General features: G+C 62.0%; 30 protein-coding genes. 18 read left to right on the top strand and 12 right to left on the bottom strand.

Annotated elements, in window-relative coordinates; translation table 11 throughout:
* The first annotated feature begins 182 nt into the window (after positions 1–182).
* From BUB53_RS03590 to BUB53_RS03565, 6 genes are all read left to right on the top strand, one after another.
* Positions 183–1,439: an efflux RND transporter periplasmic adaptor subunit gene (locus BUB53_RS03590; protein ID WP_073032792.1), complete on the top strand. Its 1,257-nt coding sequence runs from the start codon at positions 183–185 to the stop codon at positions 1,437–1,439.
* Positions 1,408–2,145 (top strand): ABC transporter ATP-binding protein, encoded by a 738-nt coding sequence (locus BUB53_RS03585; RefSeq protein WP_073032790.1) that lies wholly within the window; start codon positions 1,408–1,410, stop codon positions 2,143–2,145. Before BUB53_RS03590 ends, BUB53_RS03585 begins: the two co-directional genes overlap by 32 nt.
* The gene (locus BUB53_RS03580; protein ID WP_073032787.1) at positions 2,145–3,353 is read left to right on the top strand and encodes an ABC transporter permease; all 1,209 of its coding nucleotides are present in this window, start codon (positions 2,145–2,147) and stop codon (positions 3,351–3,353) included. The genes BUB53_RS03585 and BUB53_RS03580 overlap by 1 nt, the downstream gene beginning before the upstream one ends.
* Positions 3,354–3,561: 208 nt before the next feature.
* Complete coding sequence (locus BUB53_RS03575; RefSeq protein ID WP_073032785.1) at positions 3,562–4,530, top strand: response regulator; 969 nt, start codon at positions 3,562–3,564, stop codon at positions 4,528–4,530.
* Positions 4,520–4,867 carry an Hpt domain-containing protein gene (locus BUB53_RS03570; protein WP_073032784.1) on the top strand — a complete coding sequence of 116 codons (348 nt, stop codon included), beginning with the start codon at positions 4,520–4,522 and terminating at the stop codon, positions 4,865–4,867. Before BUB53_RS03575 ends, BUB53_RS03570 begins: the two co-directional genes overlap by 11 nt.
* Before the next feature lie 245 nt (positions 4,868–5,112).
* Complete coding sequence (locus tag BUB53_RS03565) at positions 5,113–5,475, top strand: response regulator (RefSeq protein ID WP_073033706.1); 363 nt, start codon at positions 5,113–5,115, stop codon at positions 5,473–5,475.
* Positions 5,476–5,506: 31 nt separating this feature from the next.
* On the opposite strand, the gene BUB53_RS03560 is transcribed toward BUB53_RS03565, so the two are convergent.
* Both BUB53_RS03560 and BUB53_RS03555 read right to left on the bottom strand, forming a co-directional pair.
* Positions 5,507–5,911, bottom strand: coding sequence for a hypothetical protein (locus tag BUB53_RS03560; RefSeq protein WP_073032782.1), 405 nt, complete (start codon positions 5,909–5,911; stop codon positions 5,507–5,509).
* Between the two features lie 15 nt (positions 5,912–5,926).
* Positions 5,927–7,129 (bottom strand): pyridoxal phosphate-dependent aminotransferase, encoded by a 1,203-nt coding sequence (locus BUB53_RS03555; RefSeq protein ID WP_073032780.1) that lies wholly within the window; start codon positions 7,127–7,129, stop codon positions 5,927–5,929.
* Between the two features lie 94 nt (positions 7,130–7,223).
* Between BUB53_RS03555 and BUB53_RS03550 the strand changes: the two genes are divergently transcribed.
* The 3 genes from BUB53_RS03550 (at position 7,224) to BUB53_RS03540 (ending at position 8,476) form a co-directional block, all read left to right on the top strand.
* Complete coding sequence (locus BUB53_RS03550) at positions 7,224–7,628, top strand: helix-turn-helix domain-containing protein (protein WP_073032778.1); 405 nt, start codon at positions 7,224–7,226, stop codon at positions 7,626–7,628.
* The gene (locus BUB53_RS03545; RefSeq protein WP_073032776.1) at positions 7,621–7,884 is read left to right on the top strand and encodes a succinate dehydrogenase assembly factor 2; all 264 of its coding nucleotides are present in this window, start codon (positions 7,621–7,623) and stop codon (positions 7,882–7,884) included. The genes BUB53_RS03550 and BUB53_RS03545 overlap by 8 nt, the downstream gene beginning before the upstream one ends.
* Before the next feature lie 94 nt (positions 7,885–7,978).
* Entirely contained in the window at positions 7,979–8,476 is a 498-nt protein-coding gene (locus BUB53_RS03540) for a MarR family winged helix-turn-helix transcriptional regulator (RefSeq protein WP_073032773.1), read from the top strand.
* Here BUB53_RS03540 and BUB53_RS03535 read toward each other — a convergent pair.
* Together BUB53_RS03535 and BUB53_RS03530 are read right to left on the bottom strand one after the other, a co-directional pair.
* On the bottom strand, positions 8,415–9,191 hold the full coding sequence (locus tag BUB53_RS03535; RefSeq protein ID WP_084728834.1) for a DUF1194 domain-containing protein: 777 nt from the start codon (positions 9,189–9,191) through the stop codon (positions 8,415–8,417). The two genes, BUB53_RS03540 and BUB53_RS03535, sit on opposite strands and share 62 nt — an antisense overlap.
* A complete protein-coding gene (locus BUB53_RS03530) occupies positions 9,185–9,613 on the bottom strand; it encodes a VOC family protein (protein ID WP_073032770.1) in 429 nt (142 codons plus the stop codon). Before BUB53_RS03530 ends, BUB53_RS03535 begins: the two co-directional genes overlap by 7 nt.
* A gap of 174 nt (positions 9,614–9,787) precedes the next feature.
* Between BUB53_RS03530 and thyX the strand changes: the two genes are divergently transcribed.
* Positions 9,788–10,696 (top strand): FAD-dependent thymidylate synthase, encoded by a 909-nt coding sequence (gene thyX, locus BUB53_RS03525; RefSeq protein ID WP_073032768.1) that lies wholly within the window; start codon positions 9,788–9,790, stop codon positions 10,694–10,696.
* Positions 10,697–11,023: 327 nt separating this feature from the next.
* On the opposite strand, the gene BUB53_RS03520 is transcribed toward thyX, so the two are convergent.
* Positions 11,024–11,230 carry a cold-shock protein gene (locus tag BUB53_RS03520; protein WP_073032766.1) on the bottom strand — a complete coding sequence of 69 codons (207 nt, stop codon included), beginning with the start codon at positions 11,228–11,230 and terminating at the stop codon, positions 11,024–11,026.
* A gap of 215 nt (positions 11,231–11,445) precedes the next feature.
* On the opposite strand from BUB53_RS03520, the gene BUB53_RS03515 reads away from it, so the two are divergent.
* Positions 11,446–11,760, top strand: a complete 315-nt coding sequence (locus BUB53_RS03515) for an ArsC/Spx/MgsR family protein (protein ID WP_073032764.1) — start codon at positions 11,446–11,448, stop codon at positions 11,758–11,760.
* A 45-nt stretch (positions 11,761–11,805) separates the two neighbouring features.
* Positions 11,806–12,174 (top strand): hypothetical protein, encoded by a 369-nt coding sequence (locus BUB53_RS03510; protein ID WP_073032762.1) that lies wholly within the window; start codon positions 11,806–11,808, stop codon positions 12,172–12,174.
* On the opposite strand, the gene BUB53_RS03505 is transcribed toward BUB53_RS03510, so the two are convergent.
* The 5 genes from BUB53_RS03505 to thrS form a co-directional block, all read right to left on the bottom strand.
* The gene (locus BUB53_RS03505; RefSeq protein WP_073032759.1) at positions 12,086–12,709 is read right to left on the bottom strand and encodes a DoxX family protein; all 624 of its coding nucleotides are present in this window, start codon (positions 12,707–12,709) and stop codon (positions 12,086–12,088) included. The two genes, BUB53_RS03510 and BUB53_RS03505, sit on opposite strands and share 89 nt — an antisense overlap.
* 3 nt (positions 12,710–12,712) lie before the next feature.
* The gene (locus BUB53_RS03500; RefSeq protein ID WP_073032756.1) at positions 12,713–13,468 is read right to left on the bottom strand and encodes an HvfC/BufC N-terminal domain-containing protein; all 756 of its coding nucleotides are present in this window, start codon (positions 13,466–13,468) and stop codon (positions 12,713–12,715) included.
* On the bottom strand, positions 13,465–14,322 hold the full coding sequence (gene bufB, locus BUB53_RS03495) for an MNIO family bufferin maturase (protein WP_073032754.1): 858 nt from the start codon (positions 14,320–14,322) through the stop codon (positions 13,465–13,467). Before bufB ends, BUB53_RS03500 begins: the two co-directional genes overlap by 4 nt.
* 68 nt (positions 14,323–14,390) lie before the next feature.
* Positions 14,391–14,696: a BufA1 family periplasmic bufferin-type metallophore gene (locus BUB53_RS03490; protein ID WP_073032752.1), complete on the bottom strand. Its 306-nt coding sequence runs from the start codon at positions 14,694–14,696 to the stop codon at positions 14,391–14,393.
* Between the two features lie 222 nt (positions 14,697–14,918).
* Positions 14,919–16,865, bottom strand: coding sequence for a threonine--tRNA ligase (gene thrS / locus BUB53_RS03485; protein WP_073032749.1), 1,947 nt, complete (start codon positions 16,863–16,865; stop codon positions 14,919–14,921).
* Positions 16,866–17,268: 403 nt separating this feature from the next.
* On the opposite strand from thrS, the gene BUB53_RS03480 reads away from it, so the two are divergent.
* Positions 17,269–17,505, top strand: a complete 237-nt coding sequence (locus BUB53_RS03480; protein WP_073032747.1) for a hypothetical protein — start codon at positions 17,269–17,271, stop codon at positions 17,503–17,505.
* 207 nt (positions 17,506–17,712) lie between these two features.
* Here the strand turns inward: BUB53_RS03480 and BUB53_RS22385 are convergent, their stop codons facing one another.
* Complete coding sequence (locus BUB53_RS22385; protein ID WP_143163115.1) at positions 17,713–18,072, bottom strand: hypothetical protein; 360 nt, start codon at positions 18,070–18,072, stop codon at positions 17,713–17,715.
* Between the two features lie 174 nt (positions 18,073–18,246).
* Between BUB53_RS22385 and BUB53_RS03475 the strand changes: the two genes are divergently transcribed.
* The 4 genes from BUB53_RS03475 (at position 18,247) to BUB53_RS03460 (ending at position 20,398) form a co-directional block, all read left to right on the top strand.
* Positions 18,247–18,495, top strand: coding sequence for a hypothetical protein (locus tag BUB53_RS03475; RefSeq protein ID WP_073032745.1), 249 nt, complete (start codon positions 18,247–18,249; stop codon positions 18,493–18,495).
* 76 nt (positions 18,496–18,571) lie between these two features.
* Positions 18,572–19,333 carry an alpha/beta fold hydrolase gene (locus tag BUB53_RS03470; protein ID WP_073032743.1) on the top strand — a complete coding sequence of 254 codons (762 nt, stop codon included), beginning with the start codon at positions 18,572–18,574 and terminating at the stop codon, positions 19,331–19,333.
* Positions 19,334–19,413: 80 nt separating this feature from the next.
* Positions 19,414–20,139 (top strand): alpha/beta fold hydrolase, encoded by a 726-nt coding sequence (locus tag BUB53_RS03465; protein ID WP_073032741.1) that lies wholly within the window; start codon positions 19,414–19,416, stop codon positions 20,137–20,139.
* Positions 20,132–20,398, top strand: coding sequence for a hypothetical protein (locus tag BUB53_RS03460; RefSeq protein ID WP_073032739.1), 267 nt, complete (start codon positions 20,132–20,134; stop codon positions 20,396–20,398). The genes BUB53_RS03465 and BUB53_RS03460 overlap by 8 nt, the downstream gene beginning before the upstream one ends.
* A gap of 111 nt (positions 20,399–20,509) precedes the next feature.
* On the opposite strand, the gene phaZ is transcribed toward BUB53_RS03460, so the two are convergent.
* The gene (gene phaZ / locus BUB53_RS03455; RefSeq protein WP_073032737.1) at positions 20,510–21,823 is read right to left on the bottom strand and encodes a polyhydroxyalkanoate depolymerase; all 1,314 of its coding nucleotides are present in this window, start codon (positions 21,821–21,823) and stop codon (positions 20,510–20,512) included.
* Positions 21,824–21,928: 105 nt separating this feature from the next.
* Here phaZ and BUB53_RS03450 point away from each other — a divergent pair, with 105 nt between their 5' ends.
* Complete coding sequence (locus BUB53_RS03450; RefSeq protein ID WP_073032735.1) at positions 21,929–23,737, top strand: PHA/PHB synthase family protein; 1,809 nt, start codon at positions 21,929–21,931, stop codon at positions 23,735–23,737.
* Positions 23,738–23,837: the final 100 nt, after the last annotated feature.

The raw sequence follows: 23,837 nt of genomic DNA, 5'->3' as shown, positions 1-23,837 counted from the left end.
CTTGCGCCCGGCGCGGCCTGCCGGTTTTGCGTGTCAGAGAGCGTTGGCCTTTGACTTGAGGCCGGTCTTGTGCTGCATGACCCGGACAGGCAGCCGAAAAAAAATCCTGATTTTCCGCGACGGAAAACCGTTGCTGTTACGTTATTCTTTTTCAGGGTTCCGAAATCGGGAAAGGTCGACGCATGACAGCCGAACAGGAAGAGATCGCCAAAACGCTCGGGATCGGGCGCCGCCGCCATGCCTCGTGGCGCTGGATCGCAGTTGCCGGGGGTGCGATCCTGCTGGTGGCTGCGGTCCTGTTCTATCGTGGCGCCACCAGCGGCGAGCAGGTGCGCTATGTCACCGAAGAGGCGCGGCGCGGCGGTCTTGAGGTCACGGTCTCGGCGACCGGCTCGGTCGAGCCGACGGATCTGTTCGATATCTCCAGCGAACTGTCCGGAACCATCGCCGCCGTTCACGTCGATTTCAACGACACGGTCGAAAAGGGCATGGTGCTGGCCACGCTCGATACCAGCAAACTCGAGGCGCAACGCGCCGTGCAGGAGGCATCGCTTGCCGCCGCCGAAGCCAGGGTCGCCATAGCCGAGGTGTCGCTGGACGAAGCGCGCAAGACCTTCGAGCGCGGTCTGGAACTGTCGCGCCGGGGGGTGGCCGCCGAACAGACCTTCATCGCGCAGGAGGCCGGGTACGAACGCGCCAAGGCCGAACTTCAGGCGGCCATCGCGAACCGCGATCTTGCAAAGGCCAATCTCGAGGTCGTGAAGGTGGACCTGACGAAATCCTGCATCTGCTCGCCCGTCAACGGGGTCGTGCTGGACCGCGCCGTGGATGTCGGGCAGATCGTGGCGGCGTCGCTGTCGGCGCCCGTCCTGTTCACGGTGGCCGAGGATATCGCCAGGATGGAACTTCAGATAGACATCGACGAGGCCGATATTGGCCGGGCCGAGGTGGGGCAAGAGGCCCGGTTTACCGTGGATGCCTATGACGAGCGGGTTTTCCCCGCGCAGATAACCGAACTGTATTTCGCGCCCGAAACCGTGGATGGCGTGGTGACCTACAAGGGCATTCTGACGCTCGACAATTCCGACATGGCGCTGCGTCCGGGCATGACCGCGACCGCCGATGTCGTCGTGACCTCGGTCGCGGATGCGCTGCTCGTGCCGAATGCGGCGCTGCGCTACACCCCGCCCGTGGAGGCCGAGGAAGACAACGGACAGGGCGGCAGCGGGCTGGTCGGGCTGATGATGTCCCGAAGGCCGGATCGTGGCCGAAGCGGCGGGGCGGCGGAAGCGCGCAAATCGGTCTGGGTGCTGCGGGGCGGGCAGGCCGAGGAAGTGGCCGTCGAAACGGGCGAGACCGACGGTCTGGTCACGATTATCCGGTCCGGCGATCTGAAGGAGGGCGACCGTGTCATCACAGACCGCTTCAACGGCAACTGATCCTGCCCACCCCGTCATAGATTTCCGCGACATCACCCGCGTTTACGGCAAGGGCGAGGCGCAGGTTTTTGCGCTGGCCGGGATCACGCTGACCATCACGCAGGGGGAATTCGTGGCGATCATGGGGCCGTCCGGGTCGGGCAAGTCCACCGCGATGAACGTGATGGGGTGCCTTGATCGGCCGAGCTCGGGGCAATACCTGTTCAACGGTGTTGAGGTTGCCGATCTGACACAGGACCAGCGCGCCCTGTTGCGGCGGCACTATCTGGGCTTCATCTTTCAGGGCTACAACCTTCTGCCGCGCACGACGGCGCTTCAGAATGTGGAATTGCCCCTGATCTACAAGGGCATGTCCCGTGACGAGCGCGAGGCGCGCGCGCTTTCCGCGCTGGAAAAGGTGGGCCTGGGCAACCGCGCGCATCACGATCCTTCGGAACTGTCGGGCGGTCAGCAGCAACGGGTCGCCATCGCCCGCGCATTGGCTGGTCAGCCGAGCGTGATTCTGGCCGACGAGCCGACGGGCAACCTCGACACCACGCGCTCTATCGAGATCATGGAACTCCTGCAAAGTCTCAATCGCGACGAGAACCTGACGATCGTCATGGTCACGCACGAAGACGACATGGCCGCGTTTTCCGACCGGCTGATCTGGATGGTGGACGGACGTATCGAATCCGACCGGCCCACCGGCAAAGGGGCCGCCTGATGTTTCTGGAAACGGTCAGGCTGGCGCTACAGGCGATCCTGCGCAATCCCACGCGGTCGTTCCTGACGGTTCTGGGCGTGGTGATCGGCGTGGCCGCGGTGATCGCGATGGTGACACTGGGGCGCGGATCGACCGTGCAGGTGACAAGCGATGTCGAAAAGCTGGGCGCCAACCTTCTGATGCTCTCGCCGGGTCAAAGCCGGTTCGGGCCGAGCGCCGGTTCCGGCAGTGCGCGCGCCTTTTCCGAAAGGGACGTGCAAACCATCGTTGATCAGCTTGCCAGCGTCGAAACCGCCGCGCCGATGGGCTCTTCGTCGCTGGTTGCGGTGTTCGGCAACGAGAATTACCGCACCAGCGTGAGCGGCACGACCAACCAGTACCTGCTGGCGACGGATTGGAATATCGCACAGGGGCGCAGTTTCACCGAAGCCGAGCAACAGGCGGGCAAGCCGGTCTGCATTCTGGGCAAGACGGTGCGCGACGAGCTGTTCGGCATGACCGATCCGCTTGGCGAGAAACTGCGCCTCGGGCCGATTTCCTGCACAGTCACCGGCGTGCTCGAAGCCAAGGGGGCGTCGTCCTTCGGCACCGATCAGGACGATATCGTCATGATCCCGTTCCGCACCTTCGCCCGCCGCATCGCGGGCACGTCGGATGTCCGGCTCATTTATGTCTCGGTCCGCGATGGGTTTTCGACCACCCGGACAATCGACGACCTTACCGCGCTGCTGCGCGAGACCCGGCGCATCGGTCGGGGCGAAGAGGACGATTTCGCGATCCGCGACATGGAGCAACTGGCCTCGATGCTCACGGGGATTACCGATGTGCTGACCGGCCTTTTGTCGGCGGTGGCGGCGGTCAGCCTGCTTGTGGGCGGGATCGGCATCATGAACATCATGCTCGTTTCGGTCACCGAACGCACCCGCGAGATCGGCATACGCATGGCGGTCGGTGCGCAGGCGCGTCAGGTCCTGATGCAGTTTCTGGTCGAGGCGGTGGTCTTGTCCGGTCTGGGCGGGATCATGGGCATATTGCTCGGGCTGGCGTTCGGGGCGGTGGGGACGCGGATGCTGAATGTCCCGTTCGTGATAGATATCCAGATCGTTCTGCTTGCCTTCGTCTTTTCGGCGCTGGTCGGGGTGATCTTCGGATATTTCCCGGCGCGCAGGGCGGCGCAGCTCGACCCGATCGAAGCCCTGCGGCACTGACGCGGGGCAGGGGGGCGCGCGCGTCGGTCAAGGGCGCCGCCCCCCGCATCCCGCTCATTTTCCTTCATTTTTAGCAGATCGCCATATTGTCGCCATATTGTCGCCGCACTCAACTCGAAGAGTAGTATGAAAGTTGCATAATCACTTAAGCGTAAAGAGTGCTCAACAGTAATCCTATACCTCTCATCTGGAAACGTGAGCACACAGAATGAAGATACTTATCGTCGACGACGAGCCCATTTTCCGCGATCTGCTGATGCAGGTCCTTCAAGGCGACGGATATGACGACCTGCAATTCGCAGAGTCCGGCGATCAGGCGCTCGATGTCATCTCACAATCGCAGGCACCGTTCGATTGCTTCTTTCTCGACGTCAACATGGACGGCATGAACGGGATAGAGCTGTGCGCGTCGATCAGGAACAGGCCCTCCTACGATAAAACGCCGATCGTGATGATCTCGTCCGTGACGGACAAGCAATATGTCGATGCCGCTTTTGACGCCGGGGCGAGCGATTACATCAACAAGCCGGTGGACCCGATGGAGGTCAAGGCGCGCATGCGTATGGTCGAGGCTCTTGCCAGCGAACGGCGCCAGTGCAGCCAGATATCGTCGCAACTCACGGAAACGGAACAGGCCTTCGGCATGACGCATGGGTTCGAAGACGCCGACATCATCGCCAATTCCAGATTCCTGATCCCCGCAAGCAGCCTTGAAAACTATGTGCTGCGTCTGGGGCCGTTGCGCCTGATGACGACGGTCGCTGTCGGTTTCCATGTCCGCAACGCCCATGACATCTTTGTTCATTCGTCGGGGCTGGAATTTGCCGACACCATGGCCGAGGTGGCGCGATCCATCGGTGGATCGCTGCATGGCGGATTGCGTGTTCTTTCCTATTTCGGCAGCGGCAATTTCTGCGCCTTGATTTCTCGTATGACCCGGCTGGATTCGGACACCCTGGAAACCGATATCGGCTGGAAGATTTCCCAGGTCGCGGGCCTGCTGTCCGACGATGCCGCGCTGGTGCCGTCGGTTGCCGTCGGCGCGCCCAAATCCAGTGGCCTGAGCCTGTTCAGCGATCCGACCGCGATGCTGTTCGCCGCCATGCAATCGGCGCAGGATGTCGGTGTGCAGGATCACAAGGCCATCAGGATCAAGGGTGCGGTTCATGTCGCATGACCTGCAAACCAGGGAACGGCAGAGGATAGACGAGGCGATTGCCTCGCTCAGGATCAAGTTCGTCGATACGCTGGAAGAGCGTATTCTGGATATCGAGGCGTTGCTGCAATACTGCCGGACCGCCGAGAACCGAAGCCGCGCCTTTCAGGAAATCGCCCGCAAGGCGCACAATCTGGCGGGGGTTGCCCCATCCCTGGGGTTCGACGCGATTGGCGATGCCGCCCGCGAGGCGGAAACGATTGCGGGGGATGCCTCGGCCGATCCCGCGACGGTTATACAAAAGGTCGAGACTCTGTTGGATGAAATGGAGGTCGTGCTCGATCAGGACGCGGTATGAGGCGCCCGATGCCGATGGGCCCGACGCCGCGATGGAGACGTGGACGAAAAATGTTCCCGATCACCGGCCCGGTTGGCCGGTAATTGCGCTGAAACCGCAAAACAAACATAATCAAAGCGGTTCGGTACTGTTCAGGACAGGTTGATTGGTGGAGTGGTAAATCGAAACCTTGAGAAAACAGACGTCTGGCCCGGCCACATGTGCGCAACATGAGCCGGTCGCACGACGAGAGGCAGGTTACGGAAATGCGCAAGATTCTTCACGTTGAAGATGACGAAGATATTCGGACGATCGTTGATATCGCGTTGTCCTTCGCCGAGGATTTCGAACTCAGGCAATGTCATGACGGCCCGTCGGCCATCGAGGCGGCACAGATTTTTCAGCCGGATTTGCTCTTGCTGGATTTCATGATGCCCGACATGACCGGCCGGGAGGTGCACGCCGCCATTTCCGGAATGCCCGGCATGGAAAATGTGGGGACCATATACGTGACGGCCAAGGCCGAGGACTCGTTCTCGGAAACCCTCCTGCTGGAAGGCGCTCTCAAGGTGATCACCAAACCCTTCGATCCGATGACCCTCGCAGCCCAGCTGCGCGAGGCGCTTTAAGGCGGGCCTGCCCGAGCGGAGCGTTTTCGTATCACTCGTCCTTCAGCAGGCGGTCGGCCTTCTTGCGCACCAGAACGGTGCGCAGGTCGTGCATCGCCAGCAACAGGGCGTCGGTGACGTGTTCCAGCTGTTCGTCGCTGGCGCGCGATTGCGCCCAGTGGGTGGTCTGGTTCAGGTAATCCACCGCCCGGTGGATGTCGTCGATATCACGCTCGGCCAGCAGCGCGGCGCGGTCTTCCATCCAGTCCTTGATGACCTGCAAATCCTCGTCGGTCAGGTCGCGCTCGCCATGCGGCTTGATCTGGCCGTTGCGGATGTTGACCACCGCGATCTGGTCCATGTCGATGCGCCGCTGGCGGTTTTCCGTGTCCACGCGAAATACGAACGCACCGTTCTCGCGCACCCTGAAATAATAGTCCGGCAGGTCTCCGGCCATCGTTACCGCCCCCGATTACGTCAACGCGGCGCAGAAGGTCTGAATCCGGCCGCAGGCCTCTTTCAGGGCCTCGTCGGACGTAGCGTAGCTGACGCGGAACGCCGGGGAAAGCCCGAAGGCCGCGCCGAACACCACCGCCACGCCGGTTTCTTCCAGCAAGGCCGTGGCGAAGGCTTCGTCATCGGTGATCGTCGTGCCGCCCTTGCTGGTCTTGCCGATCAGCCCCGCGATGGACGGATAGACATAGAACGCCCCTTCGGGCACCGGGCAGTCCACGCCCTCGATCGCGTTCAGCATCTCCACCACCAGATCGCGGCGGCGCACGAAGACCGCGTTGTTCGTGGCGATGAACTCCTGCGGCCCGTTCAGCGCCTCTATCGCGGCCCACTGGCTGATCGTGCAGGGGTTCGAGGTGGATTGCGACTGGATCTTGCGCATGCCCCCGATCAGAACCTCGGGCCCGGCGGCATAGCCGATCCGCCAGCCGGTCATGGCATAGGCCTTGCTGACGCCGTTGCAGGTCAGCGTGCGCTCGTAAAGCCCCGGTTCCACCTGCGCGGGCGTGCAGAATTCGAACCCGTCATAGGCCAGGTGTTCGTACATGTCGTCGGTCATCACCCAGACATGCGGGTGGCGCATCAGAACGTCGGTCAGCGCCTTCAGTTCGTCCCATGAATACCCCGCGCCGGTCGGGTTGCTGGGCGAGTTGAAGATGAACCAGCGGGTCCGGGGCGTGATCGCGGCCTCCAGCGCCTCGGGGGTCAGCCTGAACCCCGTGTCGATGCCAGCGGGCACCACCACCGGCTCTCCGCCCGCCAGCAGCACCATATCGGGATAGCTGACCCAGTAGGGGGCGGGGATGATCACCTCGTCGCCGGGGTTCAGCGTGGCCATCAGGGCGTTGTAGAGAATCTGCTTGCCGCCCGTGCCCACGCTGACCTGCGCGGGGGTATAGTCCAGCCCGTTGTCGCGCCTGAACTTGGCGCAGATCGCCTCTTTCAGTTCCGGGATGCCGTCGGGGGCGGTGTATTTCGTCTTGCCCTCTTCGATGGCGCGGATGCCCGCGGCCTTGATGTTGTCGGGCGTGTCGAAATCCGGCTCGCCCGCGCCAAGGCCGATCACGTCCATCCCCGCCGCGCGCATTTCCGCCGCCTTCGACGTGACGGCGATGGTCGGGGACGGTTTGACGCGAGATAGTGTCGCGGAAAGAGGGTTCATGGCGCGCTCCGGTTTGTAATGCTTTCCCGAATGTCTTAGGGTCTGCCCCGAGACGGATCAACCATTCTGAACGGATGACCGGAAAGGATTGAAGATGAACACCGAAGCCAACGACGGCTGGTTCGACCCCGAGGCCACCACATTCGGCGACCGCGTCGCCGGTGCCCGCGAACAGGCCGGCATGAGCCAGGCCGAACTGGCCAAGCGCCTCGGCGTCAAGCTGAAGACGCTGAAGGGCTGGGAAAACGACCTGAGCGAACCGCGCGCCAACAAGCTGTCGATGATGGCGGGGCTGCTGAACGTTTCCCTTTTGTGGCTCCTCTCGGGCGAGGGCGATGGCCCCGACGGCCCCAACGAAGCGGGCGAACTGTCCTCGGACGTGGTCGAGATGCTGACCGAGATTCGCGATATCCGCACCCATCTGGCGCAATATACCGATCGTCTGGGCCGGCTCGAGAAAAGCCTGCGCGCCAAACTCAGGGACGAGGCCGGTGCCTGAAGACCGCCAGACCCGGCTCAAGCGGCTGCGCATGCGCTCGATGCGGCGCGGCATCAAGGAAATGGATATCATCCTCAGCCGCTATGCCGATGCACGGCTCGAGTCCCTGACGCCCGAGCAGCTGGATGTCTATGACCGCCTGTTGTCGGAAAACGATCAGGACCTCTATCAATGGGTGACGGGGCAGGCCCCCGCACCCGATCCCTTCGCCAGCCTGATCGCCGGTATCGCGCAGGACTCCGACGCCTCGCGGTAAAATCGAACGCATTTTATCGGTCTTTGGCGGGATTTACCGATTTTTCGGCATTTTCGCTCAGTGTCGCTGCCAACAGCATCGCACGGAGACGGAAATGAGTTTGCACACACCACTGGCCACGGCCGATCAGCAGGGGTTCATGCTGGGCTATCTCGATGCCCTGTCACTGGTCGAACGGCTGCACCGCCTGCTGCTCGATGTCATCAAGGACGAATTCGAACGCGTCGGCGTTCTGGAGCTCAACGCGGTTCAGGCCCTGTTGCTGTTCAATATCGGCGATAACGAGGTCACGGCGGGCGAGTTGAAAACCCGAGGCTACTATCAGGGCAGCAATGTCAGCTACAATCTCAAGAAACTGGTCGAGATGGGCTACATGCACCACCAGCGCTGCGAGATCGACCGCCGCTCGGTCCGGGTGCGGCTGACCGCGCGGGGGCGCGAAATCCGCGATATCGTCGCCGGGCTGTTCGCCCGCCATGCCGACGGGCTTCAGGGCAAGGGCGTGCTGGGGGCCGACGGGATCGACCAGATCACCGCGGCCCTGCGCCGGGTCGAACGCTACTGGACGGATCAGATCCGCTATATCTACTGACCTGCGCGTATCGCTTGCCCGGCGGCGTGGTGTCGGGCAGGGCGCCCAGCATGATGTCGCTCAGTTCACGATACAGCTTACGGGTCATGGCGGTTTCGAAATCCTGAAACCCCTGCGCCACTTCGACAAAGGCATTGCGCCCGCGGATCACCTCCCGGCGATAGAACGCCTCCACCTCGGGATCGTGCCCGAGGATCACCAGCCCGTTCACCGTGACCCCGTCCAGCGGGAAATGCCTGTAGGCCAGGCGCGGGCCGAACCCGTCATTGTTCACCCCGTCGCCCGACACGTCGATGACGCGCCGCGCGCAGTCCGGCGCCCGCTCCAGAAGGGTCGCCGCATAGCCCAGGCCATAGCCCATCGCCGTGGGGTGCATCCGCTCTTCGCGCTCGCCCTGCGCCAGCGCCGCCACCGCAAGGTCGATATCGCGCGGCCCATGCAGCGCCTGCCAGTCCAGCAACACCCGCTGCCGGTATCGCCCGCTCCATTCATAGGCGGTCAGCGCCACATGCCCATTGCCGCCCCGCAACACCGCATGGCGCACATCCGGCGCATTCAGCGCCGCCGCCAGCCCCGCGCGTTGCAGCCGGTATTCCATCTCGTCCACCGACGAGGACACGTCCAGCGCCAGCACCAGCGCCAGCCGGCAGGCCGCCGCTGCCGGCCATGCCCCGCAGGCCCAGAGGACCCCGGCCAGTGCCGCCAGCCTTACCAATGGCCGGTGTTTTCCATGCTGGCCCAGGGCTCCTGCGGTTCCTGCGCCGTCCCCTGCTGCAACAGTTCGATCGAGATATTGTCGGGGCTGCGCACAAAGGCCATCCGCCCATCGCGGGGCGGGCGGTTGATCACCACGCCGTTGTCCTGCAAATGCTGGCACATGGCGTAAATATCCTCGACCTCATAGGCCAGATGCCCGAAATGGCGGCTGTCCGAGGGCAGCCCCTCGTCCCCGTCCCAGTTCCAGGTCAGTTCGACAGGGCATTCCTCCTGCCCGTCGGGGGCCATGAACACCAGCGTGAACCGCCCGGCCTCCACGTCGATCCGCCGCGTTTCCTTCAGCCCCAGAAGGCCATAGAATTTCATGCTTTCCTCAAGGTCCTTCACCCGGACCATCGTATGCAGATACCTGATGCGCATCGCGTGCCTCCGTTCATGTCGTTCCCTGTCACAATAGGCCTGTCATGGCCCATGTCGAGCCACCCGCGCCAATTGGCGCACTGCCCACCCGATATTGGCGTTTCCTCTGGGCGGCAACGCAAGATATAGTAAGCTTCGACTCGCGACGCACCGAACGCACCGAAAGGATTCGCCATGCCCCTCACGCCCGAGCAACAGGCCGAAATCGACACCCTGCGCAGCCAGCCGCAGGAAACCCTGCGCACCGTCGCGCCGGGGATGGAGCGCCATCTTTATACCGCGCATCCGGTTCTGGATCACGGCTTCGTGCGGGTGGTCGATTACATGGGCGACGATGCCGCCATCTGTCAGGCCGCGCGCGTGAGCTACGGCAAGGGCACCAAATCCGTCAGCAATGACGAGGGGCTGATCCGCTACCTGATGCGCCACTGGCACTCGACCCCGTTCGAGATGTGCGAGGTCAAGCTGCACGTCAAACTGCCCGTCTTCGTCGCGCGCCAGTGGATTCGCCACCGCACCGCCAATGTCAACGAATACTCGGCGCGCTATTCGATCCTCGATCGCGAGTTCTACATTCCCGCGCCCGATGCGCTGGCCGCGCAATCCACCACCAACAATCAGGGCCGGGGCGAGGCCCTGCAAGGCGACGAGGCTCAGCGTGTGCTGCGCATCCTTCAGGATGACGCCATGCGCTGCTATGACCATTACGAACAGATGATTTCCGAGGACGGCCAACAGGGGCTGGCCCGTGAACTGGCCCGCATGAACCTGCCCGCCAATGTCTATACGCAATGGTACTGGAAGGTCGATCTGCACAACCTGCTGCACTTCCTGCGCCTGCGCGCCGATGCCCACGCCCAGTACGAGATCCGCGTCTATGCCGACGCGATCTGCGCCATCGTGGCCGATTGGGTGCCCGCCGCCTACAAGGCGTTCGAGGATTACCGCATGGGCGGCGCGACGCTCTCCTCCTCCGCGCTCGATTGCGTCCGCCGGATGCTGAAAGGCGAAGAGGTGACACAGGAAAGCTCGGGCATGTCCAAGGGCGAATGGCGAGAGTTCATGGGTGTCATCGAACCGTAGGGTGCGCATTCATGCGCACCACCCCCATCCCTCGGGGCGCATCATGCCTCGCCCGGTCGCTGCTGTTGCCGGACTCGCGTCATCCCGAAGAACGGCCCAAATTCCCGGTTTGCGCCCATGATGGACACATATCCGCCGGACCCGCCCAATTTTCGTACGAAACACGCGTACACTTCGTACAAAACGTACGAAACTCTACGCTATCGGGGGCGCGACCGAACCCCGCTTTGAAACGCCCGTATCAGAGGGGACGCGCGGGGTGAGTCACACGCAATTGCAGCGGCACAATCGCCTGCGCCGCTGCGATGGCCTGAAAATATCGTTTGGTTACAGTAGCTTGAGGTCGGCTGCCATTTCGCGCCCGTCACGTCCTTCTTGCAGTTCGTAGCCCACTTTCTGGTTGTCCGCGAGGCCCGTCAGCCCCGAGCGTTCGACCGCCGAAATATGGACGAAAACATCCTTACCGCCTTGATCAGGCTCGATAAATCCGTAGCCTTTGGTGGTATTGAACCATTTCACGGTGCCTGTTGGCATGCCGTCTCTCCTTCTTCACTTCGCTTCCCCGGAAGTATGCCGGGCCATAGTGCCGACCGGGCAAGCCTTTGATCCAACTGCGAAAATTCGAAGGCGGACAGGTTTTGACCAATGCAGCGAAAACGATGATTACACGGGTCATGTAAAAAGCAAGCAAAACCCGCGTGACCTGCGCCGCACTGCCCGTTAATCAGGCACCCAAAAGGGGGAACGCCATGATTCTGTATGGTTTGAAAACCTGCGATACCTGCCGCAAGGCCTTGAAATCATTGCCGGATGCGCAGTTCGTGGATGTCCGCGCCGACGGGGTGCCGCAAGACCTGCTGAAATCCGCGCACGCGCAATTCGGGGCAGCGTTGCTCAACACCCGCTCGACCACATGGCGCGGGCTGGATGACACGGAAAGACAGCGTAACCCATTGGAATTGCTTGCGGATCACCCAACCCTGATGAAGCGCCCCCTGATCGAATCGCAGGGCCGTCTGTATCTCGGCTGGGGCAAGGACGTTCAGGCCGCCCTGCTTGGATAAACGCCGCCCGGTGCCTATCTGGACGGCAGCAACAAGGAGAGCGACATGCGCAACGCGGCCCTGGTCTTGGGAATAATCGGCGGGCTTTTCGCAATGCTGGTGGGCTTCTTCAGCTATGGCTATACCGAATTCATCAATGAATACGGTGAGATAGAAGGGCTGGCCACGCAGGTGGAGCGTGTCGGGTTGATTCGTTTCGTCAGCTTCTTCGCGCCGCTTCTGGCCATTGCCGGAGGCGCCATGGCCAGGATTCGCGCCCTCTGGGGCGGGGTGCTGATGCTGCTCTCGGCGGCGGCGATGTTCTACGCCTTCGATTTCGGCGTGTTCACCATGTTCCCGATCGGCTGTACCGCGCTTGGCGGTCTTCTGGCGCTGGCTGCCGGGAAACCGGACGAGCCCAAGGCGCATTTCTGAGCAGGGCGCGGTCGAGCGATACTGCCCCCGCCCCCTTGATCGCCAGTACCAGCAGCAGGAACACCCACAGAGCTCGCTGATCGAGGATGATCCCGTCAGGCGCCTTGTCGAACCATGCGCCCAGAGTCAGCGGATCGGACAATGCGCCGTGACCATAGAGGTCGGTCAGGCTCTGCAAGGTGATAAAGCTGATCATCCCGAGCGCGGCAAGGCGGGTGAACAGGCCGATCACGATCAACAGGGGCAGGATGAATTCGGCCCAGGTTCCAGCCAGAACGACAAGGCCGTGAAAGAGGCCGAGTTGCGAACTGTCATATCCCGCGGCTTCCATCGCGCGGGGGAATATCTGCGCATAAGCCCCTGTACCGGGGCGAAAAAAACCCAATGGACCAGAGCCCAGCTTGGTCAGGCCCGAGGCCCAGAAATATCCCGTCAGGATGGCAGCGAACAGGATGCGGGCCAGTAGCGGCAACAGCCCGTCGGCCCTTTCAAGCCTTGAGACGATATCGTGATAGAGATTTAGAAGGGCACTCATGGGTCACTCCGACGGGGTTATGGCGGCTATGGCCTGACGTTGCAGCAGCAGGCCCAGCATGTTTTGCAGGTCGAAGTCCGGCGCATCGCTCAGTGCCGTGTCCAGCGCGGCGGACAGCGTGCTGTTGTTCATGAGTGCCGTGACGAAGCTCGCACCCCCCTGGGGCAGGTCGGTCAGTTCAGGGTCGAAGTCCGGGCGGGTGATCAGGACATCCTGAGCGATGGCGGCCGGTTTGGGCGTACCGGGTTCCGTGGCATAGCGCCAGATCGCCAGCACCGGCCAGGCCGAGCGTATCAGACGGAGCGCAGGGGCAAACCGCACAAGGGATCGCACCAGATCGTCGGGCGGCAAGGCAGAGAGTGCGGCGGCGTCGACGGGCGTGGCATCCGCCGCATGATAGGCTTCGCGTTGGGCTTGCTCAAGCCGCGCAACGTCGCCGAGATAACCGATATGCGCCAGCGGTTCGGCGGCTTCCAGAAAGGCGGGGAAGGCCGCGCCATAGTGCATGATCATGGGGGTTTCCGGCGGGTGTTGCCGCAGGAACCGGCCTGCCATGGATTTGAACCTGTCGGGCCCGATCAGGTTTCGTACGGCGGGAAATCCCTGCTCAAGCGCCTCTGTCAGGCTGACGGCAACATTGTTGCGATAGACGTCAAACCGCCGTCCGGCCGGTCGGCCCTGTCCGTCGCTCAGCCCGTCGGGTGCCAACTGCGCGCCGGTCAGCAGCGCATCGTGGAAACGGGTTTGGGTCAGGCTCATGCGGGCACCTTTGCAAGGGCATCGGCGGCGCGTTGCGCCTCGGCGGCCAGAACGGGCCAGTCCGGCACGTTGGCGTCCCATTCGATCAGCAGGGGACGCTTGCCCATGCGATCCAGCGTGTAGTCCAGCAGCGCCCAGACCGGATCGGCCACCTCTTGCCCATGGCTGTCGATCAGAAGGGGCGCGCCATGATCGTCTTGATCCTCGTCATGCCCGCCAAGGTGAATTTCTCCGACCCGCTCGAGCGGGAAGGCGTCGATATAGGCGCGTGGATCGAGGCCGAGATTGGTGGCGGACACAAAGACATTGTTCACATCGAGCAGCAGGCCACAGCCGGTGCGGCGGGCGATTTCCGACAGGAACTCGGGCTCGGCATAGGTGCTTTCGTCGAATGCCAGGTAGCTGGAGGGGTTTTCCAGCAGCATGGGACGGCCAAGCGTTTCCTGTACCTCGTCGATGTGATCCACGATGCGTGTCAGCGTGGCCTGCGTATAGGGCAGGGGCAGAAGATCGTTCAGGAAATGGCTGTCATGGGTGGACCAGGCCAGATGTTCGGAAAAGCTGGCCGGTTGCAGCCAGTCACACAGGTGCCTGAGCCGGGACAGGTGATCGGGGTCAAGCCGTCCTTCGCCCCCGATCGACAGACCTACACCATGGACGGATACGGCAAACCTTTCGGACAGGTGGCGCAGTTGCGCCAGCGGGCGTCCCCCGTCGCCCATGTAATTCTCGGCGTGGATTTCCAGCCACTCCACGGGCCGGGCATCGGCAATGATGTCGGCGAAATGCTGCGGTTTGTAGCCCACGCCAGGGGCGGCGGGCAGATGCGAACAGGGACGGGTATTGTCCAGCATGGTGGGCCTCGTGAAGACAGGGTGGCGGATAGGGATGCACAGGCTGGCCCGCGCATCCCGGACAAGGATCAGGACGGCAGGTCGCGATCCAGTTCTTCAAGGCTGCCCATACGTGGCGTGCCATCGGCCATGTCGGGCAGGTCGATTTCGGCGCAGGTGCCTTCATCGACCAGCGACCAGGCGTTGCCCTGATAATCGACGGTCGACGTGCCCGCGCAGGTGGTGCCAGCCCCGGCTTTGCAGTCATTCTGCCCGGCCATGGCCACGCCAAAGCATTTTTCCTTGGCGCCTTCGGCACTGGCCATATTGGTGTGTGCGGCAAGCGCGGCGGTCATCGCACCAGCAATCGCCATGGTCTTCATCGTTTTCGACATCGGGTCTCTCCCTCAGGTTACATCGCCAGTATCAGCGACAGGGTGAGGGTAAGCGCGAGGGCGATCACGCGGCCATTCACGAGCCCGTCAGACACGAACGCGTTAAACCGTGTGAGGAGGGTGGGGAGGAGTAAGGCTCTGATTCAAAAATCAATTTTCGCAAAAGAAAGAGCGGCGCGTGTCAAATGTTACACGCGCCGCTTCCCGGTAAAGTGCCGATTGTTACAGAAGATCGGGCGGCGTTGCCTCATGCGCAAGGGCCGGGATCACGTCATTCAGCGCCTCGACTTTGGTCTGTTTTTCACCAAGGCGACGGACCGAAACGGTATGTTCCTCGACTTCGCGCAGGCCGCAGGCCAGGATCACCGGGACCTTGCCGACCGAGTGTTCGCGGACCTTGTAGTTGATCTTTTCGTTGCGAATATCGGCCTCGGCACGCACGCCAGCGGCGACCAGTTGATCCACCACCTGTTGCACATAGTCGTTGGCCTCGGACACGATCGAGGCGACCACAACCTGACGGGGCGCCATCCAGAAGGGCAGCTTGCCGGCGTGTTGCTCGATCAGGATGCCGATGAACCGCTCGAAACTGCCCAGAACGGCACGGTGCAACATAACGGGACGGTGTTTGGCGCCATCCTCGGCGATATAGGTGGCGTCCAGCCGCTCGGGCAGCACGAAATCCACCTGAAGCGTGCCGCATTGCCAGTCGCGCCCGATGGCGTCGGTCAGCACGAATTCCAGCTTGGGGCCATAGAACGCGCCTTCGCCGGGGTTGAGGGTGAACTCGCATCCGGCGGTTTGCGTTGCGGTCTTGAGCGCCTCTTCGGATTTGTCCCAGACCTCGTCGCTGCCGGCGCGCTTTTCCGGGCGGTCCGAGAACTTGACCTTGAAGGATTCAAACCCGAGGTCGCGATAGATTTTCGACAGGAAACCAATGAACTTCTCGGTTTCCGCGCCGATCTGATCTTCGCGGCAGAAGATATGCGCATCGTCCTGGGTAAAGCCGCGCACGCGCATGATGCCGTGTAGCGCGCCCGAGGGTTCGTAGCGGTTGCAACTGCCGAACTCGGCCATGCGCAGGGGCAGGTCGCGATAGGATTTCAGGCCCTGGTTGAAAATCTGCACATGGCAGGGGCAGTTCATCGGCTTGAGCGCGTTGATGGCCTTTTCACGGGCGTGTTCCTCGTCGACTTCGACGATGAACATGTTTTCCTGGTACTTGTCCCAGTGGCCCGACGCCTCCCACAGTTTACGGTCCACGACCTGCGGGGTGTTCACCTCGACATAGCCGCCGCGACGTTGCTGACGACGCATGTAGTCTTGCAGCGTGGTGTAGATCGTCCAGCCGTTGGGATGCCAGAAAATCTGTCCCGGCGCCTCTTCCTGCATGTGGAACAGGTCCATCTCGCGGCCCAGTTTGCGGTGGTCGCGTTTTTCCGCTTCTTCCAGGAAGTGCAGGTATTCCTTGAGTTTTTCCTTGCCGGTGAAGGCCACGCCGTAGATGCGTTGCAGCATCGGGCGGTTGGAATCCCCACGCCAATAGGCCCCGGCCACCGACATCAGCTTGAACGCGTCGGCGGGCACCTGGCCGGTATGTTGCAGGTGCGGTCCGCGGCAGAGGTCTTGCCAGGGGCCGTGCCAGTACATGCGCAGGGGTTCGTCGCCGGGAATGGCGTCGATCAGTTCGACCTTGAAGGGTTCGTCATTGTCTTCATAGTGCTTGACCGCACGGGCACGGTCCCAGATCTCGGTGCGGACGGGATCGCGCAGGTTGATGATTTCCTTCATCTTTTTCTCGATCGCCCCCAGATCTTCGGGGGTGAAAGGCTCGGCGCGGTCGAAATCGTAGTACCAGCCGTTCTCGATCACCGGGCCGATGGTGACCTTGACGTCGGGCCAGAGCTCTTGCACGGCGCGGGCCATGATATGGGCAAGGTCATGGCGGATCAGTTCGAGCGCCTGAGCTTCGTCCTTCATCGTATTGATTGCAATGGAAGAATCGGATTCGATGGGCCATTGCAGATCCCAGTGCTGGCCGTTCACAGTGGCCGAGATCGCCTTTTTCGCCAGGGATTTGGAAATGTCGGCGGCCACGTCGGCCGGGGTGATGCCGGCCTCGTAAGACCGTTGGTTACCATCAGGAAATTCAAGGGAAATCTGGGCCATCGGCCTGTCGCTCCTCGTCAGTTTGGCGCCCACGGAACGCCCGGTTGCGGGTATATGGTTCAGGCCCGCGTTCTGCCCCGCGCCCCGGCCCAAGTCAAGCGTGGCATTTTGTACGAAACGTACGAAGTGTACGCGGGTTTTGTACGAAAATCGGAATGGCTGGGGAAATGTGCGTCCACAAGGGACACAAGTGGCGCGATTTGAGGATCACACGGGAGACTGAGGGCATTTGACACCCGACATGCGGCGGTGCGTCGCGACGGTGTGCGATTGTATGCGGAAACGGGGCGTAACACATTGACGCAGAACGATAAAAAATATCGCCTGTCGCAAATGATGCCTGTATTGTCGTTTATCATCGTTTCCGATACATCGTCAGCAACTGCAACCCGAGGAATTGCACATGCCGCGTTACAACGAGAATTTCGAATTGTCGGTTGAAGACCTGGACCTGATCGAGACCGCCCTGCGCCAGTCCAAGCGTGATCTGGCGGGCAGGCTGGTCGAGGCGGACGAGGCCGACAACGAAGAGATTCAACAGATCGACGAGTCGGTGCGCCGGATTCACGATCTGCTGGGCCGTCTGCATAATCAGAAGGTGTTTTACCGACCGCAGGAGCGGCCCTATATCGGTGGGTGAGGGAGGCCGATGGCCAATGCACACGGTTTCCCATCCTGCCGGGAAAAATTGGCGCTACAGGGAATGAGAATGAAGATCGTGTAGGGCGGCTTGCCGTTCATCTGATTCATAATAACGACGTATTCAGACCGCAGGCATATTTGGGATTCCCTGAACAGTTGTCGCTGTCACCGCACTATTCGTTGGGTGGCAGCGACTCTTGATCGCTTAGTCGCAAGCAATAATGAAACGCTGTTTCCAGCGAGCCACGATTTGAGGAATAGCCGAGATCAAATACGATTCAACCTGAGCTTCTTCTCTCTTCAATATCGTATAGCTGCCCGACGGGCATGCTTTGGATGCTCTCGCAGGCAATCTTGAAAACTTTTTGCCGGTTTCCAGTTCTTTCAGTGCATAGGCGGTCTGATCGTCTGTAGGCGGGTAATCGAAGTTGCTTGTATATACCGCAAGCACATCGAAAGCTTCTTGTCCGTTGTACTCAATCTTGTCAGGCACTGACAGTGTCGTAGAACCACATGCCGTCAGTGTTCCGGACAGCAAAATTCCCGCCAATATCTTCTTCAGCAAAGGCACCTCCTAAAGCCACGTTTTTTGTCCACCCGAGGAATGTGCTTTGACGTGCGCCGGTTACTTTTCATGAGGCTGAAACAGCAGCAATATCAGCAAACAGGCATATCAGCAGGGATATCCCCGATTGACTCCGTTTGCCCTTCTAACAACGAGATATCCTGATCTCAATAGATGCCGGAAACCTCGCAGGCCCGCGACCAGAACCGAACCAACAACGACAAAGGCATCAGCCCCAAGATGGCCTGTTCAGAACACGATTCCCTGCTGACCGAACAATATGTCACCCTGAGCCGGACCTGTCCCCGGCGTCTGGCCGACCCATCAATATCGAATGACGCCGCCGACAGTGCCACACCGGAGCGGGCCGAGGCCGAATGGTCCCTGCGCCGGATCGAGGCGCGTATCGGCTCGGTGGCCTGAGCCGCATTCGCGGCTTGCATCTGCCCCCCGCTTTCGGCGAGTCTGCTCCCGTGTTTTCAAGCAGGGGCAAGGCAAGATGGGGCAGACCGATTTTCTGACCACGCAACAGGGCCGCAAGCTGGCCTATCACCAGACTGCGGGGAAGGCCCCCGGTGTGGTGTTTCTTGGCGGGTTCAAATCCGACATGGAGGGCACCAAGGCGGTGCATCTGGAGGACTGGGCGCGGCGCACGGGGCGGGCGTTCCTGCGGTTCGACTATTCCGGGCATGGGCAATCGTCCGGGGCGTTCGTCGATGGCTGTATCGGCGATTGGGCCGGGGATGCGATGACTGTCATCCGGGATCTGACGGACGGGCCGCAGGTGCTGGTCGGGTCCTCCATGGGGGGCTGGATTTCGCTGCTGTGCGCGCGGGAGATGCCTGACAAGGTCGCCGGGCTGGTGACCATCGCCGCCGCCCCGGATTTCACCGAGGATTCCATGTGGGCCGGGTTCAATGGCGCGCAGCGCGCCGAGTTGCAGGACAGGGGGCAGGTGGCGTTGCCCAGCGATTATGGCGAGCCCTATATCATCACCCGGCGGCTGATCGAGGACGGGCGGAACCATCTGGTGTTGCGCGATCCCCTGCCGCTGCCGTTTCCGGTGCGCTTCCTGCAGGGCACGGCGGACGAGGATGTCGAGATGTCGGTGGCCTTGCGCCTGCTGGAGCATGCGCAAGGCCCCGACATGCGCCTGACGCTGGTGGACGGGGCCGATCACCGGTTTTCCGATCCCGATTGCCTGGCCCTGATCGAAGAGGCGGTCGGGCAGGTCCTGGCCCGTTCCGGGGGGCGCGGCTGAGCGGCGCTTGACCCTGAGCGGGGCTGTGGCAATGTGCGGTGGCGGGCACGTTCCGCATGGCGGGAAAGGACGATTGCGACATGAGCGACCCATTGGTGCTGTTGCCGGGGATGATGTGCGACGCACGGGTGTTCGGCCCGCAGATCGCGGCGCTGAGCGCCGATTACGCGATCACGGTGGCGCCGGTGACCGGGGGAGAGCGGATCGAGGAGATCGCGTCGGGGCTGCTGGACCTGCTGCCGCACAAATTCGCGCTGGCGGGGCTGTCGATGGGGGGCATCGTCGCGATGGAGGTTCTGCGGCGCGCGCCCGAACGGGTGACCCGGATCGCTCTGATGGACACGAATTCACTGGCCGAAACCCCGCAGACGGCGGCCAATTACGAGCCGGCGATCATCAAGCTGCGCTCGGGGCAGTTGCGTGAGGCGGTCGAGGCCCTGTTGCCCCCCGAGGCGCTGGCCGATGGGCCGGACCGGGCGGATATCATGGCGATGGTCCTGGATATGGCCGATCATGTGGGCGAGACGGCGATCATCCGGCAGATCCGGGCGTTGCAGCGGCGGCGCGATTACCAGTCGGTTCTGCGCCGCTGCAAGGTGCCCGCGCTGGTGCTCTGTGGCGCGCAGGACGGGCTGACGCCGGTGAAACGGCACAGTTTCATGGCCGATCTGATCCCCTATGCCAATCTGGAGGTGATCGACGGCGCCGGGCATTTGCCGCCACTCGAGGCCCCGACAGCCACCATCGCGGCGCTGGAGGGCTGGCTGAAACAACCCTACGTCCTGCAAACCCGTGCCGATGCCTGACACCGAACCGCCGGCGGACTGGCTGGTGCGGCTGCGCCGGATACGCCGCAAGGTGCAGATATGGACCGGGCGCAAGCTGCCGCCGGGGGTGCGGTTGCTGGCCGGGCTTGTCTTGATGGCCGGGGGCGTGCTGGGCTTTTTGCCGGTGGTGGGATTCTGGATGTTCCCGCTCGGCATGGCCGTGGCGGCACTGGATGTGGTGCCGGTCTGGCGCTGGTTGCGGGGGCGGCGCAAGGGCAGAACACCGCCGCGAGAGTGAACCGGCCTCGCGCCTGCGGCATCCTTTCTTCTTGCCGGAAATATCCCGGGGGAGTCGCCGCTTGCGGCGATGGGGGCAGCGCCCCCTTATGTCCCCCGTCAGGGTAATGCGTCAGGCGGCGGCGTTCTTGTTGGCGGCTTTCCTGGCCTTGTCCTTGGCCTTGCGCGGCTTGGTGCGGTTGCGCGCGGCGGGGGCTTCGGAATTGGCGTCGATGAAATCCAGCACCAGCGGGCGGATGTTGTTGCGCCAGCTGCGGCCCGCGAAGATGCCGTAATGGCCGGCGTCGGGTTCCAGGTGGCTGGCCTTTTTCTCGTCCGGCAGGCCGGTCAGCAGGTCGAGCGCGGCGACGCATTGGCCGGGAGCCGAGATATCGTCCTTGGCGCCTTCGACGGTCTTGACCGCGACGCTGGTGATCGCGCCCATATCCACCTTGTGGCCGTTGACGACGAATTCGTTCTTCGCGATTTCCAGCCCCTTGAAGACGCGCTCGACCGTGGAGAGGTAGAATTCGGCGGTCATGTCCATCACGGCGAGGTATTCGTCGTAGAACTTGTTATGCGGGTCGCGGTCGCTGGCTTCGCCGCGGCTGACGCGCATGATCTGGTTGGCGAACGCCTTGGCGTGGCGATCGGCGTTCATCGAGATGAAGGACGACAATTGCAGCAGGCCCGGATAGACCTGACGCCCCACGCCCTTGTATTTGTAGCCGACGCGCTGGATCATCGTTTCCTCGAGCTGGCCCATGGTCACGCGATTGCCGAAATCGGTAACGTCGGTCGGGGTGGCGTCGGGGTCGATGGGGCCGCCGATCAGGGTCAGCGAGCGGGGTTGCGCCTCGGGTTCCAGCTCGGCCAGGTAGGCGGTGGCGGCCAGCGTCAGCGGTGCGGGCTGGCAGACGGCGATCACGTGCAGGTCGCTGCCCAGGTTGCGCATGAAATCCATCAGGTAGAGGGTGTAATCCTCGATATCGAACTTGCCCGCCGATACGGGAATGTCGCGGGCGTTGTGCCAGTCGGTGACATAGACCTCGCAATCGGGCAGGAGCGAGCGCACGGTCGAGCGCAGGAGCGTGGCGTAGTGCCCCGACATCGGCGCCACCAGCAGCACGCGGCGGTCCATTTCATCGCGGCCCATCACGTCGAAATGGATCAGGTCGCCAAAGGGGCGTTCGACCACGGTTTCGACGTTGACCAGGTGGTCGCGCCCGTCTTCGCCGGTGATCGATTCGATCCCCCAGTCGGGTTTCGTGACCATGCGCTGAAAGGTGCGTTCGGTCACTTCGCCCCAGGCGGCCATCCATTGCAAAGCAGGGTTTGGCGTCATCGCGAAAACGGGATAGGATGCAAAGGAAAGGGCCGATGCGCCCATCCATTGATTGGCATTCCGGAGGGTTTCCATCCAGTCGTAATTCATCATGTGGCGCATTGTAATCTCCTTGTTACACCGGGATTTCCGGTCGATTACGCCACACTTGTCCTCCGGTTTGCGGCGCAATGCTGCACAGCAGAAACTTAGAAGGGATTTAAGCATATGGCAACAAAAGAGGAGGCCGCAGGTGAAAATCTCGAACGGATGAACGAGAATTTGGCCCGCGTGGAGGAGTTGTCACAGCGTTTGATCAGTGTGTTGTCGGAGCGTAATCCGGCCAATCCCACGCTGGGTGGCCCGTCGCAGGATCTGTTTGCCAAGGCGGCCACATCCTATTGGTCGGAGATGCTGGAAAACCCCGGCCGCATCTATGAAAGGCAGTTGGAATACTGGGGCAAATCGGTGCGCCATTTCATGGAGGCGCAGCAGCAGATGTTTCAGGGGCATGGCGCCGAAACCGCGCCGGCGGATGAGGACGATCCGCTGAAGGGCGACAAGCGGTTTTCCAACCCGCTGTGGCAGACGCATCCGTTTTTTCATTACATCAAGCATCAATATGCCCTGAATGCCCGCGCCATCGAGGAGGCGGTGCGGGAGATCGACGATCTGGACGCGGTGGAAAAACGCCGGCTGGAGTATTTCTCGCGCCAGATCATCGACATGATGAGCCCGACGAATTTTCTGGGCACGAACCCGGATGCCCTGGAAAAGGCGGTTGCGACCGAGGGCGAAAGCCTTGTGCGGGGGCTGGAAAACCTCGTGGCCGATCTGGAGGCCAATAACGGCGAAATGCTGGTGCGCCTGGCGGACGACAAGGCGTTCGAACTGGGCGGCAACATCGCCACGTCGCCCGGTGAGGTCGTGTACCGCAACCGGATGATGGAAGTGATCCAGTATGCCCCGGCCACCGAGCAGGTGCATGCGACGCCGATCGTGATCTTCCCGCCCTGGATCAACAAGTTCTACATTCTCGATCTCAAGGCGCAGAACAGCCTGATCAAATGGGTCACCGAGCAGGGCTATACCCTGTTCGTGGTCAGTTGGGTGAACCCGGATACGTCCTATGCCGATGTGGGCATGGAGGATTACATCGAAGAGGGGTTCCTGACCGCGATCCGCGAGGTCAAGGCGATTTGCGGGGTCAGGCAGGTGAATGCGGTGGGCTATTGCATTGCGGGCACCACCCTGCACCTGGTCCTGGCGCTGATGGCCAGGCGCGGCGACAAGTCGGTGAAATCCGCCACGTTCTTTACCGCGCTCACGGATTTTTCCGAACAGGGAGAGTTCACGCCGTTCCTGCAGGACGATTTCGTCGACGGGATCGAGGCCGAGGTGGCCGAGCAGGGGGTGCTGAGATCCTTTATCATGTCACGCACGATGTCGTTCCTGCGCTCGAACGATCTGGTCTATCAGCCCGCCGTGCGCAGCTACATGATGGGCGAGGCGCCGCCCGCCTTCGATCTGCTCTACTGGAACGGGGACGGATCGAACCTGCCGGGGCGGATGACGGTCGAGTATCTGCGCCTGCTGTGCCAGAAGAACGCCTTTATCGAGGGCGGGGTCGAGTTTTGCGGCGAGCGGCTGCATATCAGCGATGTGACGATCCCGCTGATGTCGGTGACCTGCGAGACCGATCACATCGCGCCGTGGCGGGATTGCTATCGCGGCTTCCGGCAGACCGGGGCGAAGGACCGGACATTCATCGTATCGCAATCGGGCCATATCGCGGGGATCGTGAACCCGCCGTCGAAAAAGAAATACGGCCATTACACCAATGCCGACCTGAGCGGCGACGCCGCCGCCTGGATGGAGGGCGCGAAGTTTCACGAGGGGTCGTGGTGGCCCCGGTGGGAGGCCTGGCTGCGCAAGCGGTCGGGCAAGAAAGTTGACGCTAGGGAACCCGGCGATTCGCAGCATCCGCCCCTGGCGCCCGCACCGGGAACCTATGTGCGAAAGAAGGCAAGTGTCTGATATCGGGTCATTTCCCAAAAAATGCTGCACCGCAGAAAAAGAGGGTTGATTTTCTGCGGTGCAGCATGCATATTCCTCGCAGATGCAGAAAGGCGGGATC

Origin of the sequence: Roseovarius pacificus (assembly GCF_900142665.1) — a bacterium.
Lineage (GTDB): Bacteria > Pseudomonadota > Alphaproteobacteria > Rhodobacterales > Rhodobacteraceae > Roseovarius > Roseovarius pacificus.
The sequence above is the reverse complement of the archived record's forward strand: the minus strand, read 5'-3'. Positions and strand labels throughout refer to the sequence as shown.

What these genes read in the sequence shown, in the direction of transcription:
- BUB53_RS03590 (WP_073032792.1), top strand. Translation starts at nt 183, where the DNA reads ATGACAGCCGAACAGGAAGAGATCGCCAAAACGCTCGGGATCGGGCGC.
- BUB53_RS03580 (WP_073032787.1), top strand. Translation starts at nt 2,145, where the DNA reads ATGTTTCTGGAAACGGTCAGGCTGGCGCTACAGGCGATCCTGCGCAAT.
- BUB53_RS03575 (WP_073032785.1), top strand. Translation starts at nt 3,562, where the DNA reads ATGAAGATACTTATCGTCGACGACGAGCCCATTTTCCGCGATCTGCTG.
- BUB53_RS03570 (WP_073032784.1), top strand. Translation starts at nt 4,520, where the DNA reads ATGTCGCATGACCTGCAAACCAGGGAACGGCAGAGGATAGACGAGGCG.
- BUB53_RS03565 (WP_073033706.1), top strand. Translation starts at nt 5,113, where the DNA reads ATGCGCAAGATTCTTCACGTTGAAGATGACGAAGATATTCGGACGATC.
- BUB53_RS03560 (WP_073032782.1), bottom strand. Translation starts at nt 5,911, where the DNA reads ATGGCCGGAGACCTGCCGGACTATTATTTCAGGGTGCGCGAGAACGGT.
- BUB53_RS03555 (WP_073032780.1), bottom strand. Translation starts at nt 7,129, where the DNA reads ATGAACCCTCTTTCCGCGACACTATCTCGCGTCAAACCGTCCCCGACC.
- BUB53_RS03550 (WP_073032778.1), top strand. Translation starts at nt 7,224, where the DNA reads ATGAACACCGAAGCCAACGACGGCTGGTTCGACCCCGAGGCCACCACA.
- BUB53_RS03540 (WP_073032773.1), top strand. Translation starts at nt 7,979, where the DNA reads ATGAGTTTGCACACACCACTGGCCACGGCCGATCAGCAGGGGTTCATG.
- BUB53_RS03530 (WP_073032770.1), bottom strand. Translation starts at nt 9,613, where the DNA reads ATGCGCATCAGGTATCTGCATACGATGGTCCGGGTGAAGGACCTTGAG.
- thyX (WP_073032768.1), top strand. Translation starts at nt 9,788, where the DNA reads ATGCCCCTCACGCCCGAGCAACAGGCCGAAATCGACACCCTGCGCAGC.
- BUB53_RS03520 (WP_073032766.1), bottom strand. Translation starts at nt 11,230, where the DNA reads ATGCCAACAGGCACCGTGAAATGGTTCAATACCACCAAAGGCTACGGA.
- BUB53_RS03515 (WP_073032764.1), top strand. Translation starts at nt 11,446, where the DNA reads ATGATTCTGTATGGTTTGAAAACCTGCGATACCTGCCGCAAGGCCTTG.
- BUB53_RS03510 (WP_073032762.1), top strand. Translation starts at nt 11,806, where the DNA reads ATGCGCAACGCGGCCCTGGTCTTGGGAATAATCGGCGGGCTTTTCGCA.
- BUB53_RS03505 (WP_073032759.1), bottom strand. Translation starts at nt 12,709, where the DNA reads ATGAGTGCCCTTCTAAATCTCTATCACGATATCGTCTCAAGGCTTGAA.
- BUB53_RS03500 (WP_073032756.1), bottom strand. Translation starts at nt 13,468, where the DNA reads ATGAGCCTGACCCAAACCCGTTTCCACGATGCGCTGCTGACCGGCGCG.
- bufB (WP_073032754.1), bottom strand. Translation starts at nt 14,322, where the DNA reads ATGCTGGACAATACCCGTCCCTGTTCGCATCTGCCCGCCGCCCCTGGC.
- BUB53_RS03490 (WP_073032752.1), bottom strand. Translation starts at nt 14,696, where the DNA reads ATGTCGAAAACGATGAAGACCATGGCGATTGCTGGTGCGATGACCGCC.
- thrS (WP_073032749.1), bottom strand. Translation starts at nt 16,865, where the DNA reads ATGGCCCAGATTTCCCTTGAATTTCCTGATGGTAACCAACGGTCTTAC.
- BUB53_RS03480 (WP_073032747.1), top strand. Translation starts at nt 17,269, where the DNA reads ATGCCGCGTTACAACGAGAATTTCGAATTGTCGGTTGAAGACCTGGAC.
- BUB53_RS03475 (WP_073032745.1), top strand. Translation starts at nt 18,247, where the DNA reads ATGCCGGAAACCTCGCAGGCCCGCGACCAGAACCGAACCAACAACGAC.
- BUB53_RS03470 (WP_073032743.1), top strand. Translation starts at nt 18,572, where the DNA reads ATGGGGCAGACCGATTTTCTGACCACGCAACAGGGCCGCAAGCTGGCC.
- BUB53_RS03465 (WP_073032741.1), top strand. Translation starts at nt 19,414, where the DNA reads ATGAGCGACCCATTGGTGCTGTTGCCGGGGATGATGTGCGACGCACGG.
- BUB53_RS03460 (WP_073032739.1), top strand. Translation starts at nt 20,132, where the DNA reads ATGCCTGACACCGAACCGCCGGCGGACTGGCTGGTGCGGCTGCGCCGG.
- phaZ (WP_073032737.1), bottom strand. Translation starts at nt 21,823, where the DNA reads ATGCGCCACATGATGAATTACGACTGGATGGAAACCCTCCGGAATGCC.
- BUB53_RS03450 (WP_073032735.1), top strand. Translation starts at nt 21,929, where the DNA reads ATGGCAACAAAAGAGGAGGCCGCAGGTGAAAATCTCGAACGGATGAAC.